Origin of the sequence: Butyricimonas muris, assembly GCF_046365375.1 — a bacterium.
GTDB lineage: Bacteria > Bacteroidota > Bacteroidia > Bacteroidales > Marinifilaceae > Butyricimonas > Butyricimonas muris.
In genome coordinates this window covers 178,240-192,978 of sequence record NZ_JBKEIT010000010.1, presented here as the reverse complement: position 1 = coordinate 192,978, position 14,739 = coordinate 178,240, and the positions used below count along the sequence as shown (strand labels likewise).

Genomic DNA, 14,739 nt, shown 5'->3' with positions numbered 1-14,739 from the left:
TTAAAATATAAACTTATCTATACACGAAATATTTCTCAAACGGGAACAAAGATACTCATACCTGCTGATATAAAGCAATCATGGTGTCAACATTTTTCTGCCAATCATACATTTTCTCCACTCGTTCCCGACCGCTTGTTCCTAAAGCAAATCGCAACCTGTCGTCCAGAAAAAGACGTTCCATGGCTTCCGCTGCAGCGGCGACATTCTCCCTAGGCACAATCAACCCGTTTATTCCGTCTTCCACAATTTCCACGAATCCCGGGGCATCGGACACGATCACGGGACATTGGCATGCCATGGCTTCCACTATCGCGACTCCAAAACTCTCACTTCTCGAAAGAGCTACAAATACATCAAAATCATTCAATATCGCCGGCAATTCATGATTCGGTACACGCCCCTCAAAAATGATATCATCTCCTACTCCCGAATCTTCTGCCTGTTTTTCAAGTCTTCCTCTCAAACTTCCATCCCCGACAACACGCAACTTCATGCTTGTTTCAGCATATTTCTTCCGGAACAAAGCGAAAGCATCGATAAGTACATCAATCCCGTAACCATACTCCAACGTCTTCACAATCCCCACGGTGAATACCCCGTCGGGCTTTTTCTCCAACTGCCGGAATAAACTGACGTTCACTCCAAAAGGAGTGATCTCTATCTTCCGGGATGTATATTTCCGGGTTTCTTCTGCCATCACGTGACTCGTTGACAGAATATGATCCGTCCGTTTCAATATAAAACGGATTATTCGTTTCCGAATACCGCTTTTCGAGGGGTAGACAAAAATATCCGTTCCCCAGACAGACACCAAGAGAGGATGAAATCCGGACAAAACCCCGAACAAACCGTTATCACTGATGCAATGGGAATGTACCAAATCCGGTTTGTAAGCACGAATCTGTCGCTTGATATCCCAAACCAAAGGGATATAGTACCAGAATAGCTTAAACAAGAAAAACGATTTTATCCCCCGTGCATTTCTTTCCTTGGTAAAGCCACGCACCTCCGCATTCTCCATGTTTTTATAAAACCCCTCTTCCTTGTAAGGCCTAAAACTATATAGTAATATATTTATTCCTCTATCGGATAACGACTTCACCCATTTTTGGGTATGCACGGCAACCGGATTAGCCAACATAAAAACTTTCATAACTCTCTTGTATTTTTAGAGAAAAAATAAAAATCTAAAAATACAAATAATTTATCTACCGCCTAATCCAAGATTCCCTTTTTTAGTTTTTATATTGCTTATCGAAGATATTTCCCACTCCCGCAAGTGACTATCTCTTTTCCGTACTTGTCATATCAAGTAAAAAATCGTAGATACTCATCATCCGTATCCCATTTTCATCACTCCACGACCTCGCATGTTCACCTACTACCAACAACTTTCTGAAAGAATCACCAATCAAACGCAACGAACGCTTTTCCTGTTCCATCTTCTCCTCGTCCGGCATACGCCATGCCGACTGAATATAGATTCGTTCGCTTCCTTTATTGCAGACAAAATCTACCTCTAATATTACCCGTTGTTGTTGTCCTTGTGCATTTCTTGCCCGGTGATAAATATTGCCCACATCCACCAGCCACCCGCGTCTTCTCATCTCGATATATATAATATTCTCCATCAAATGCGTCGGCTCTATTTGGCGAAACGAAAGGATGGCATTTCTTAATCCTATATCTTGATAATAACACTTGTACAATGTTCCGATATACTTGCGACCTTTTATATCGTATCTTTCTGACTTCTCCATTAAAAAAGCATCCTGCATATACTCCATATATGTAGACACAGTCTTATCTGATATATTCTGCACGCGACTTACCGACTTGAACGTATTAGCGATATTCAACGCATTCACAGGAGCCCCGATGCTTGACGCAAGTGTTTTAGAAAGTTCTTCAAACTCAAACTTCAACTCAATATTATTCCGTTCGTAAATATCACGCAAATAAACCGTGCGGTACAAATGACGAAGGAAATCTGCCTTCTTATCATCACCATCCTGTGTAAGCAATTGAGGCAAACCGCCATACATCATATATTCCGCCCATCCGGCTTCACTGGAACCCTTATACACGGACATAAATTCGCTGAATGACAAAGGCCATACATGAATCTCATCACCTCGCCCCCTAAACTCAGTAACAACATCTGTTGACAGAAAACGGGAATTAGAACCTGTCACATATACATCTACTCCCTCCGTGACGGATAACGTGGAAAGGACTTCTACAAAATCATTTACCTCTTGCACCTCATCTATAATGATATAATAGGTAAAATCATCCAGCATAATTCTATCTATCCAATCTAACAAATAATCCGGGTCTTTGAATTCCTTGTTTTTTCTGCTCTCCATATCCACAATAATGATATGGTCATCCTTAACTCCTTCGTCCAGCAAATACTGACGGAAAAGTTTCTTCAGAAGGAATGATTTGCCGGAACGACGTAATCCTGTGATAATTTTGACAAGCCCATTACCTTTCGAACGTCGTAATTTATCTATATATACACTTCTATTAATGATCATCTTATTACGAATAAGTGTCACATGTGACGGTTTTTCGGAACAAAGTTATGCATTTCCCTTTGAAAAAAAGCATTTTTTAAATACATTCCTCTATTTTGATAATTATATTTTTTACTTTCGCGAGAAATCGAATACATTAAAACACAAAAACATGAAGATGCCGAAGCTCAAATCGTTTTATCCTTATCTTGTAGCTTTTATCCTATTTATCGTTATTGCCTACGCTTACTTTCCGGCTTTATTCGAGGGCAAAATAGTAATGCAATCGGATATTTCCTCGTGGCGAGGGGCGGCGAACGAGATTATACAGTTTCGGGAACAAACAGGAGAAGAGCCGTTGTGGACAAACTCCATGTTCAGCGGAATGCCAACCACAATGATCTCCACGGAATATAAAGGCAATTACTTGAAAAACGTGTATGACGGTCTGTTCGTGGGACCTCGCCCTGCCAGCTATCTGATTTTAGGGCTTGTCAGTTTCTACCTGTTATTACTGGCTTTCGGGGTAAACCCGTGGTTATCTATCGTGGGTGCTCTCGCTTTTGGTTTCTGCTCGTACAATTTCCAGATTCTTCAAGTAGGACATAACGCGAAGATGGTGGCAATATCATTAATGCCCATGGTCTTGGCTTCTGTCGTTTTCGCCTTCCGAAAGAATCGGTGGTTGGGGGCGGTATTCTTCGGGATAACGCTTGCTTTCCAAATCATGGCGAATCACCCGCAAATCACGTATTATCTCGCTTTTATCGTTTTATTCTACGGAATAGCACAATTATACAAAGCCGTCAAGGCAAAGGCACTTCCCGCTTTTTTCAAAACCGTCACGCTACTCGTGGTAGCGGTTCTATTCGCAGCAGCCACAAATATAAATCACTTGTGGCCGACGTGGGAATATAGCAAGTACACGATGCGAGGCGGGTCGGAATTGACCTTAAACCAAAATAGCCAAACCAAAGGCGGGTTGGATAAAGAATACGCCACCGCATGGAGTTACGGGATTGACGAAACCCTCAATCTGATGATACCGAACTTCAAGGGTGGAGCTTCCGGCGGAGCGTTAGACAAAAATTCGGAAACATACAAATTCCTGAATAGTCAAGGAGCGTCGAACGCCGATCAAATCATTCAACAATTACCCTTGTACTGGGGCGAACAGGCATTCACGGCGGGACCGATGTACATGGGAGCTATCGCCATTTTCCTTTTCGTGTTGGGACTCGTGTTAATCAAAGGACCCATGAAGTGGTGGATAGTGGGAATTTCTTTACTGGCTCTATTCTTGGGCTGGGGACGGAATTTCATGTTCCTGTCGAGTTTCTTCTATGACTACATCCCGCTATACAACAAATTCCGGGTGCCGTCCATGATATTGATCGTGTTGCAGTTGACCATTCCTTTGCTAGGGATATATACTCTGAACAAAATTCTTAACGGGGAATACGAGAAAAAGACTCTGCTCAAAGGATTGAAAATAGCCGTAGGAGTTACCGGTGGTATTTGCGCCTTGTTCGCATTATTACCCGATTTAGCCGGAAGTTTCGTTTCGCCGGCAGACAGTCAATACCCGGATTGGCTCAGACAATATTTACCCCAAGACCGGGAATCCCTGCTTCGCTCGGACGCATTCCGTTCTTTGGTATTTATCTTATTGGCGGGCGTCGTTATCTGGACATGGATGATTCAGAAAATCAAAAGCACTCATGTCGTGATCGCCATGGGACTATTGATTCTTGCCGATATGTGGACCGTGGATAAACGTTACCTCAATAACGACCATTTTGTAAAACAACGGGAGTTTAACAATCAATACCAACCTCGTCCGGTGGATCAAGCCATCCTTGCAGATAAAGACCCGAATTATCGGGTACTGGATATATCCGTGAACACGTTCAATGATTCGCATACCAGTTATCATCACAAGACGATCGGGGGATACAGTGCCGCCAAGTTACAGCGTTACCAAGATATTATTGATTATTTCATCTATCCCGAGATGCAAAGTATCGGTAAAACGCTGGAAAGTTCTCCAACACTCTCTGCCATGGAAGAAAGTCTTTCCAAGCAAACCGTGTTGAATATGTTGAACACGAAATATGTCATCGTGCATGCCAATTCCGCCCCCGTCAACAATAAATACGCTTACGGGAACGCATGGTTTGTCAAGGATTATGAACTCGTGAACACGCCGGATGAAGAATTACTCGGGCTGAAACAAATAGACCCGAGAGAATCTGCCGTCATCAGCAAAGAGTTTGAATCCGTCATTCAAGATAAAGGTTTCAATTTTGACGAGAACGCCACGATACAATTGACCTCGTACGCCCCGAACAAATTGGAATACAAGACTTCCGCGGCAAACGAACAATTGGCCGTATTCAGTGAAATATATTATCCCAAAGGCTGGAATGTTTATATCGACGGTAACAAAACCGATCTTCTCAGGGCTGATTATATCTTACGTGCCGTCATAGTCCCCGCAGGAGAACATACCGTTACATTCGAATACAAACCGGAGTCTTATTACATGGGAGCCCGAATTTCAGCTATAAGTTCAAGTCTTCTTTTGTTAGCTTTGTTGGGCGGTATTGTATTCTATATCATGCGGTATATGAAGAAAAAAGAATAACGCAAGAGCATATCAATCATGGACCATTTTCAATTAATACAGAGTAAGATATACGAAATCCGAGGGCAGAAAGTGATGTTGGATTTCGATTTGGCGGAATTGTATCAAGTGGAAACAAAACGTTTGAAAGAACAAGTAAAACGTAATATTGAACGTTTTCCCGAAGATTTTATGTTTGTTTTATCCACTCAAGAATGGAAAGAACTGGTCGCAAATTGCGACCAGTTGCCCGCAACAATGAAACACAGCTATGTCGCACCTTTTGCTTTTACCCAAGAAGGTGTTGCTATGTTATCTGGAATATTACGTTCCGGAATCGCTGTCCAAGTAAATATATCTATCATGAGAGCATTTGTAAAAATGCGTCAAATAGTATTAGAGGCACCTTTAGATAAAATTAGTCTTTTGCAAAAAGAAATGAGAAATTTGAAAGACTATATCGAAGATATTTTTGCAGACCAAAATACTATTAATGAAGATACAAGTATACAGCTCGAATTGATAAATCAAACACTGGCAGAATTACAAGCCCAAAATCGACAACCCAAAGAAAGAAGCGCATAGGATACGAATTACCGGGAAATAATAACGATAAATAATAAACAAATAAGTACCAAACCAATAACTTTGTACCCTCATTTCCGTATTTATACGGATGGCATAAAAATTGCTGAGTATTACGAAAATTAAATTTATATGAGAAAATATTACGGGATTCTTTTACTAGCACTTGGATTATTCAGTTCATGTGAGAAAGTAAGCAAGTTAAGTGACGATGCGGAGATTGTTTCTTTCTCAATTACTGATCAAACAGAAGGGATCGTATTAAATAAAGAAGGCATTACCGTTAGTAATAACGTGGTAAGTATTCCATTGGATTACGGAAGGAAATTATTTCCACTCACGATAAAGGCTAATATCAAATTTTCTTCAACTACAGATAAGGCCATTAGCGTGGATGAAAATCCATTAAACCTTAAAGAGCTTACATTCAAGGATGTATATACTCCACAATCTTTTTACCTTATTTCAGAGAGCGGTGTACCCCACTTGGGGCAAATCGTATTAAAGGATAAGCCTAACGCAGACATTACTAACTTTCATATTACGAATCATGCTGAAAAGGATGTAAATGTTTCCATTCATGATAATAATATCCGAATTAACTTCAAGAAAGATTTCAGCTGGCCAGTAACTATTGAGGCTGACATTACTCATAACGGAGAAATCAAAGCCGGTTCTGCAATATCTCCTTTCACGTTTTCCGGTCCCTACGATAAAAAACAAATCATTTTAATCGCAAAAGACAATCAAGACGAACGTGTTTGGAATATACAAGTTGTTCCGACAATTGAAAATTCCAATTTTGAATTATGGATTAACGAAAATACTTCTAAAGTAAACATAGATCCGACACCGGGCAAGGGGCTTGGATGGGCAACGGCAAATAATTCATTCGTACAAGGGACTACTCCGGTTCCTTATCAAAACGGGTACGCCGCTCAACTCCAGACAGGCATCCAAAATTTAAGCGGTTTGGGTATCGGAGAGTTAATAACGGCCGGAACAATATTTACCGGGTACTTCCAAATAAATATTTCTGCTTTAAGCAATCCCCCGTTAATGACCTATTTCGGAATACCATTTATCATGCGTCCGGAATCCATTTCTGTTGATGCCAAATACGAAGCTGGTGTAAAATTCCAACGCTCAGAAAAAGTGGGACTAAATTCTTACAAATTAAAAGATACGACAGGAGTTGACCAAGGACGTATCTGGGTTGAACTACTTCGCTGGGAAGGTAACGGAGAATTAGAATATCACGGGGATCCCGTTGACGGCCTAAAGGTTTTAGGAAAAGGGGAAATCATTTTTGATGGAGCGAATACAGCATTACGCAACTGGAACAATTACACGATCCCGATTAAATACGATAGCAAGTACAAAGATCTGGAACCGACACATATATCTATTGTAATGACTTCCAGTAGACAAGGAGATCTGTTTATCGGAGCTAAAGGTAGTACCTTAACCGTTGATAACGTTGTTGTAAACTTTTAACCTGAAAAGAAAATGAAACTGATATACCTTTTACTTGTACCATTATTTTGTACTTTAAATACCGTTGCCCAAGACAACAATCAATCAAAGCCTAACACGACTTCAGTAGATACTGATGATCAAGTAGAATATCGATTCGCTCTTGGAGTTCAGCTGGGAACTGATATTGGTGGAGCTATCCCGTTTCCGTTCAGTAATGTTCCGGACGTGTTCAACCCCTATCCTAAACTTTCGCCATCATTGGGAGCAAAACTAACTTTCCCTGTAACAAAGAAATGGACATTAGGCGCAGAACTCACGTACAAAAAAGTGGCTATTGATGCTGACGCCCGTATTGATGACCAGAGATTTCATGACGATAAAAACAATATTATTTCCCGTTTTTGCGGCTCTGCCGAAATGTCAATGGATTTTACCATGCTGGAAGTTCCTCTTTATTTCAAATACACGTTTAGCAATCAAAAAGACCGTATTCTGGTTGGACTCTACGGGGCATGGATCATTAATGCCAAATTTCGAAATACGGTGACCAAAGGATACATGATGACCGATGATAAAGTCTATAACGGTTCTATTGACCCGAGTAATCCTTTGCATATTAACTTTAGCAATATTTTGGATAGCTGGGATATGGGGTTCATTGCCGGATACGAACGCCAACTATTTCCCCGTATCGAACTCGGGTTACGGTTTAGTTGCGGATTCAAAGATATATTCAAACCCAGCAATCAATATTTCGATTATAAAATGCTGCACATGAGAGGAAGTTTGGTCTTGAGTTACAATCTATTTAACATCAAGCCACCCAAATTAAATCCATTCAAATAACCATAAAATAAAAGGCCGCAACTCATCATTGCAGCCTTTTGTTTTATAAATTATCCACCAACTTATACAGTTTATCCGAACGCCTTAATTTCATCTCGCAAGGCATAGAGAATACGGCGCCTTTCTCTACCCGCTCCACGGGATCTAATTCAAGACGAAGTTCCGGAACAGTCATTTGTACCACTCCCGTACTTGGACCGACAATCATCACCTCATCGCCTACTTTCAAGTCGTATGATTCCAGTTTAAATTCTCCGACCTGCAATTTCGTGAAATAATTCGTGACTTTACCGATACATATTTTTTTCTTGGTGGCTTTCGAACCATATACTTCACTCCATTCTCCCAAACGTTGTCCAAGATAATAGCCATCCCAAAAACCGCGGTTAAACACCGAAGCCAGCCGTTCTTTCCACGCAGCTATCTTCTTCGCATCGTAACTTCCGTCCGTGTAGGCATCCAATGCTTCGCTATAGCACTCGCAAACCGTCTTCACGTACTCGGCAGAACGGGCACGCCCTTCAATTTTAAACACCCGCACACCCGCGTCAATCATCTTATTCACGAACCCGATAGTACATAAATCTTTCGGGGACATGATATACTTGCCATCCACCTCCAACTCGATATCGCTTTCGGTATCTTTCACCGTGTAGGAACGCCGGCAAATCTGGTAGCAAGCCCCCCGGTTGGCGGAGGCATTCATTTCATGAAGACTCAAGTAACATTTCCCGGAAACAGCCATACACAAGGCTCCATGAGCGAACATCTCGATCTGGATTAATTCTCCCTTGGGACCCCGCAAATCATTCTGCACGATTTGACGATGAATCGTCATCACTTGATCCATGTCCAACTCCCTAGCCAGCACGACAACATCAGCGAACTGCGCGTAAAACTTCACCGCCTCGTAATTCGTGATATTACATTGCGTGCTGATATGTACCTCTACCCCGACAGAACGAGCGTACATGATAGCCGCTATATCCGATGCGATAATGGCAGTTAATCCCGCCTCTTTCACGCAATCGATAATACGGTGCATCTTATCCAGTTCATTATTATATATAATCGTGTTCACCGTGAGATAAGTCTTCACCCCTCTCTCGCTACAACGTTCCGCTATATTTCGCAAATCATCCAGCGTGAAGTTAGCCGACGAACGGGAACGCATATTCAATCCCTCGACGCCGAAATAGACGGAATCAGCCCCCGCCTGTAATGCAGCTTCCAGTGATTCGTAGGAACCAACCGGTGCCATCACCTCAAAATCTTTCCTTTTCATATCGTTTCTTTAAGAAGACAAAAGTAATCCGCTTCATCGAGAATCTACCCATTTTAGATTTAAAATTTACAAAACACTTAATATTCATTGCAAATACCAAAAATTCACTCTATATTTAGCTGTGAGAAAAGAAAGTAATCTATCACGCTAAGACACGAACCATGATATTCAAGCCATACACCCTTAATCGACAACTTGTCACCAAGTTACAAGTATTATTCGCGAGTATGTTCCTTCTGGCAGGAACGCTTCCGACCATCGCGCAACACCATCACGAACAGACTAAAGACAGTACCGAAGATAATAAAGTCTACATGTTCGTCGAAGAAATGCCCGTTTTTCCCGGTAATCTGAATGCTTGGATATATAGCCACGTGCAATACCCGGAAGCCGCTAAAACCAAAGGTATAGAAGGCAAAGTGTACGTTCGTTTCATTATAGAGAAAGACGGAACGGTGAATGACGTGAAAATCATCCGGGGCGTATCCACCGAACTGGATAACGAGGCAAAAGAAGTGATTGCTTCCATGCCGAAATGGTATCCCGGCAAACAAAACAACACGCCCGTCCGAGTATATTATACCGTACCCGTCTATTTCGCCTTGAAAAGTACCGCTCCTAACGTGGAAAGACGCACTTTCGACAGGTATCTGAAAGCCCTTGAGGCAAACGAGGCGAAATTAAAACAAGGCACGGACACGGTGGCTTCCTCCTCCGCCGAAATGTACCGCCTGTACTTGAAAAAGCGTTACGGTTCGGACAAAGCCGCCTACAAAGGATTGGTTACTTCTGCCCGGGAACAACAACAATCTTCGGAAATCATGCTGAGCATCGTGATGCCTTCCCTCGCACTGCCCGCGGAAGATAAAAACATGATTCTGAAATATTACAAGGAAGAGTGGGACGAGCAAATCAGACTGATAGACAGCCTCCCCGAGGAGAATTTTATCACACGATACGTGAATATCACCCCTCGTTTCCAAGAAAACAAAGTCATCCGGGAAATCAAAATACGGGATTACTTGGGATTAAAGAAATTCAAAAAGTACGTGGAAGAATGTATCTTCAGCCCCGGCAAGTTATTCCGAACGATTGTGGCTAACCCGCTTGCCGGCAAATGGGAAAAAATATCCGAGAATGGAATCGAAGTTAAGCACCCGATACAAAAGGAGTTCTATGACGATTTCTCGTTCCTGACGTCCGACGGAACGAAAGGCACCTACAAGATTACGACAGGGCAACTCATCGAATCTTCCCAATCCGTGAAGGTAAAAGATATCATAGAATATACCGCCACGTACCAGTTCGAGGCAAACAACCAGATTCTCGTACTCACGGGAGAAGCGAAATTAAAATTGGCAAACGGAACGTTGAAAAACGTACAGGTAAAGGAAACGTGGCGTAGGATAGAGTAAAAATACAGATTTTTTTATACCTTTGCTTGGTTCGTTATGAATATTAAATCAAACTAAAAAATATATGAACGAGGAAGTACAATTTTATCTCGACGAAGCAAAAGAGAGAATGGAATCCGCTCTGAATCACCTTGAATCCGAACTCAGTAAAATCAGAGCGGGAAGAGCCAACCCAAAAATCCTACAAGACGTGCTGGTTGACTATTATGGTAGTCCTACCCCGTTATCACAAGTAGCCAATATTTCGGCTCCCGACCCGAGAACCATTGCCGTTCAACCGTGGGAGAAAAGCATGATAGCCCCGATTGAAAAAGCTATTATGACCGCTAACCTCGGATTAAACCCGGATAACAACGGAGAAATGATCCGCATCAATATCCCGCAACTTACCGAGGAACGCAGACGCGACCTCGTGAAACAAAGCAAAGGTGAAGCCGAAACTGCCAAAGTAAGCGTTCGTAACGCCCGCCGGGACGTAATCGAGCAAGTAAAGAAAATGGTAAAAGACGGGCTTCCCGAAGATATGTCCAAAGATGCCGAAGCCATGGCTCAAAAAATGACCGATGAATACGGCAAAAAAATCGATGAGTATCTCGCCAAGAAAGAGAAAGACATTATGACAATTTGATGCTGGCATCAAAGATAAAAGTTAAAAGCTAAAAGTTTGATATACGAATCGTAACTTTTAGCTTTTAATTTATATTTTTTCCAAGTCTTCCGGAGTATCTATACCGACCGATTCATGATCGGTAATACTTATTGCTATCGTGTACCCGTTCTCCAACCAACGTAATTGTTCCAACGACTCCGCTTGTTCAAGAACTCCTTGGGGAATAGAAGTTATCGCCTTCAAAATCTCCGGACGATAAGCATACATTCCGACATGCTTGTAATAAGGAGTCCGGGCAAGCCACCCGTCCCGTTCCACACCCCGGCAATAAGGAATCGGGTTCCGGCTAAAATAAAGAGCCGTATTCTTCACGGAGAACACCACCTTTACTTTATTCGGGTCAAAAACATCGTCATTCCGTTCAAAAGGCTTCGCTAGAGTAGCAATCTGCACCGCCGGCTCTTCAAAACGGGAAATCAAAGACTCTATCTGTCGCGGGATAATAAACGGTTCATCCCCCTGCACGTTGACAACAACCCCGAAATTCCGGTTCAAAGCCTCATGCACCTTCACGTATGCCTCGTAACACCGGTCTGTTCCGCTACGATGCTCGGTAGAAGTCATCACCGCACGTCCCCCGAAGGCCGTCACGGCATCATAAATCCGTGCATCATCAGTCGCCACGTAAACATAGTCGGATACCGCTGTCGCTTTCTCGTAAACATGCTGCACCATGGGCTTTCCGGCAATCTCAACCAACGGCTTCCCCGGGAAACGGGTAGAAGCGTAACGAGCCGGAATCAATATCAATGAGTTTTCTCGAACATTCATAATCTAATCTATAAACATTATCGTTCACGTTCCTCCGCGTGAAGGCGTCGTAAATGGTCTGAATTGGATAATATCTTTAATTTCAAATTCTTCGGGTAATTCGGGTGCTTTTCCAAGAAAGCATTCACCATAGAATACGCGTTCTTGCTGGTATGCCCGGAAAGTCCCGCGCTCAACCATGCCGACGGGAAAAATATATCGCCTGTTTCTTGAACTTCTTTCAATTTATCCAGCATTCGCGGAATGTATTCTTCTGCCTCCATTCTCCGGCGGGGATGATTCAACCAACGCAAACTCTCCTCCACCCAAACCTCGTTCACCCGGTTTTCATTCTTCAGCAAAGCACTGAACACACTGTCCCGCACTTGTTTGTTACCGGAAACCGAGGGCAACACGTAAGCGAAATGATTCAACAAATCCTTATTCTTTATCGCCCCGTTAATATGTTCCTCCATTCCCCCGTAAAGATTGGAATCCCGCAACACGAGATTAAACGCTATCTTGATTTTATCGTCATCACTGACCGTCAAACCTGCCAACTCCCTCTCACCGTTTAATACCTCTTTAAAAAACTCCCCGATCTTGGGTGAGGAATAAAGCGTCAGCAAAGTATTGAAATAGGATTTTTTATTCCCCGCGTCATTATCAATCATGTTCACGCAGAAACGCTCCAATTCCTCCTGCAACAACTGCCTTCCCCCCTCATCCAGATAAGTCGAATAAACAGTCCTCAAGAAACTTAAGGTTCGATTCACTACCAGATTATTCTTTTCATGAGGCAAATGTTTCATACAAAGTTTCACGAAGAACTCTCCTTTCACCTTCTTGTTCAACACGCCCTCGTACAACAACTGCCAAGCGACAGCACGATAAAGCGGATTTCCTATCTGGTTCAACTCTTTAGAGAGAAATTGTACACTGTACTCCGTCGGCAGGAAACAACCGTATCCCGACACGTCGCAATCCGGCAATATCACGCCCGGGTTCCTGAAAGGAGTCAACGTATCCTTCAACACCCGCGCTTGACGATACAGCCGCCCTCCGGCACTCATCCAATAAATCGAAATCGCTTGCGGCCAAACCCGTTTTTTGCCACTTTCATCTATCATGGCAATAGCATCCTTGCCAAACTCAATCACGGGAGCACCGCTCTCCTTTATCCAGATTTCATTCCACGTTTCCAGATCACGTCCCGTTGAACTCGCCAACAGATGAATCAAATCATCCCAATCCGCGTTGGAATACGACCAGCGACGCAAGTACTTCCGTAAACCCATTTGCAGCTGATACTCGGAAATCTCCCGCTCCAGCATACGCATCACGATAGGAGCCTTGTGATAAATAATATCCCCGTATAATGTGCCTGCATCCTTCAAGTTATTCAATTCCTGCAAGATCGGATGTGTCCCTCTCGTGCGGTCTGTCCGTAATGCCGGTTCATAATGATTCAAGAAAAAGTTCAACTGATGATTCACCTCCGGGTACAACTGTGCGATAATCTTGTCTGCCATGAATCCGGCAAACACCTCTTTGAGCCACACATCGTTAAACCACTTCATCGTGACGTAATCACCGAACCACATGTGTGCCGTCTCATGCGCGATCAATTCACTCCGTTTCATCTGTGCCGTCAAATCCGCGTCCCGGTCAAGGAAAAGAGTCGATGACTTGTAAAAAGTCGCTCCCGGATGTTCCATACCCCCGTACTGGAAAGCCGGAATCGCCACCACGTTATACACCTCGAACGGGTACCGGATTCCCGTGTAGCGTTCCATCCATTCCAGCGAATGGCTCACTTGCCGGGCAATCTCCGGGATACTGGCATTGATTTTCGCCGTATCCGTTTCCCGGTGATAAATCCCGATCCAACGGTTATCCATAAATCGTTCCGTGTACGAGAACCGCCCTACCGAGAATGCAAATAAATACGTACTCAAAGGTTTCGTCTCCCCGAACTCGTAAAGTTTATAATCATTGAAATATTCCACCCGAATACGTTCCCCGTTCGCTATTGCCTGCCACCCGGCGGGAATTTTAAGCGTCAACTTGAAACGCGCTTTTATATCCGGCTGGTCGAAACAAGGCATTAATGTCCGGCAACGATCCGGCACCAGCAAGGTGTACATCAAATCCTCGCTTCTATTCAGCGAAGACTCTCCCGCTATAAACTGGATATTCAACTCGTTCCGTCCCTCTTTCAAATGTTCCGGCTGAATAATGATATGTTCGTTCTTGAACGTGTAAGGAACCCTCTTTCCCCCGGAAGTAACAGCCAGAATTTTATCTTCCGTTTCCTTGAAATCAAGAACAATCGGGGTTAATTCCGACAACTCGAAGAAGATTTCCGACTCTGCCATGATAGGCTCCTCTCTCTCCTTGGGAATAGAGAAATATAACCGGTAAGATACGCCTCCGATATTGGATTTACGTTCTTTCGCCAGTTCAAGGGAAACACCCTTGTCTACCTTTTCCTGTGCCTTTTCACAAGCAACCAGCGATAGCAGTATAGACACTACTACGGATACACGACACACCAC

Annotated in this window: 11 protein-coding genes; 6 read left to right on the top strand and 5 right to left on the bottom strand. The window is 43.1% G+C overall.

Translation table 11 applies throughout. The features are described 5' to 3' along the window. Positions 1–55: 55 nt before the first annotated feature. Together ACK8P8_RS16605 and ACK8P8_RS16600 are read right to left on the bottom strand one after the other, a co-directional pair. Positions 56–1,156, bottom strand: coding sequence for a glycosyltransferase (locus tag ACK8P8_RS16605; RefSeq protein ID WP_369859608.1), 1,101 nt, complete (start codon positions 1,154–1,156; stop codon positions 56–58). A gap of 130 nt (positions 1,157–1,286) precedes the next feature. Continuing rightward, positions 1,287–2,546 (bottom strand): ATP-binding protein, encoded by a 1,260-nt coding sequence (locus ACK8P8_RS16600; protein ID WP_369859607.1) that lies wholly within the window; start codon positions 2,544–2,546, stop codon positions 1,287–1,289. A gap of 151 nt (positions 2,547–2,697) precedes the next feature. Between ACK8P8_RS16600 and ACK8P8_RS16595 the strand changes: the two genes are divergently transcribed. From ACK8P8_RS16595 to ACK8P8_RS16580, 4 genes are all read left to right on the top strand, one after another. Further along, positions 2,698–5,172 carry a YfhO family protein gene (locus ACK8P8_RS16595; RefSeq protein WP_369859606.1) on the top strand — a complete coding sequence of 825 codons (2,475 nt, stop codon included), beginning with the start codon at positions 2,698–2,700 and terminating at the stop codon, positions 5,170–5,172. An 18-nt stretch (positions 5,173–5,190) separates the two neighbouring features. Continuing rightward, positions 5,191–5,736 carry an ORF6N domain-containing protein gene (locus ACK8P8_RS16590; RefSeq protein WP_369859605.1) on the top strand — a complete coding sequence of 182 codons (546 nt, stop codon included), beginning with the start codon at positions 5,191–5,193 and terminating at the stop codon, positions 5,734–5,736. Positions 5,737–5,868: 132 nt separating this feature from the next. Further along, positions 5,869–7,233, top strand: coding sequence for a PCMD domain-containing protein (locus tag ACK8P8_RS16585; RefSeq protein WP_099291173.1), 1,365 nt, complete (start codon positions 5,869–5,871; stop codon positions 7,231–7,233). Between the two features lie 12 nt (positions 7,234–7,245). Beyond that, positions 7,246–8,061: an outer membrane beta-barrel protein gene (locus tag ACK8P8_RS16580; protein WP_369859604.1), complete on the top strand. Its 816-nt coding sequence runs from the start codon at positions 7,246–7,248 to the stop codon at positions 8,059–8,061. Positions 8,062–8,104: 43 nt separating this feature from the next. Here the strand turns inward: ACK8P8_RS16580 and ACK8P8_RS16575 are convergent, their stop codons facing one another. Then, on the bottom strand, positions 8,105–9,346 hold the full coding sequence (locus tag ACK8P8_RS16575; RefSeq protein ID WP_186974768.1) for a peptidase U32 family protein: 1,242 nt from the start codon (positions 9,344–9,346) through the stop codon (positions 8,105–8,107). A gap of 161 nt (positions 9,347–9,507) precedes the next feature. On the opposite strand from ACK8P8_RS16575, the gene ACK8P8_RS16570 reads away from it, so the two are divergent. Beyond that, positions 9,508–10,761: an energy transducer TonB gene (locus ACK8P8_RS16570; protein ID WP_186974769.1), complete on the top strand. Its 1,254-nt coding sequence runs from the start codon at positions 9,508–9,510 to the stop codon at positions 10,759–10,761. A gap of 64 nt (positions 10,762–10,825) precedes the next feature. Further along, positions 10,826–11,389 carry a ribosome recycling factor gene (gene frr, locus ACK8P8_RS16565; RefSeq protein ID WP_099291177.1) on the top strand — a complete coding sequence of 188 codons (564 nt, stop codon included), beginning with the start codon at positions 10,826–10,828 and terminating at the stop codon, positions 11,387–11,389. A gap of 69 nt (positions 11,390–11,458) precedes the next feature. On the opposite strand, the gene kdsB is transcribed toward frr, so the two are convergent. After that, on the bottom strand, positions 11,459–12,202 hold the full coding sequence (gene kdsB, locus ACK8P8_RS16560) for a 3-deoxy-manno-octulosonate cytidylyltransferase (protein WP_186974770.1): 744 nt from the start codon (positions 12,200–12,202) through the stop codon (positions 11,459–11,461). 17 nt (positions 12,203–12,219) lie between these two features. Beyond that, complete coding sequence (locus ACK8P8_RS16555) at positions 12,220–14,739, bottom strand: M1 family metallopeptidase (RefSeq protein ID WP_222621125.1); 2,520 nt, start codon at positions 14,737–14,739, stop codon at positions 12,220–12,222.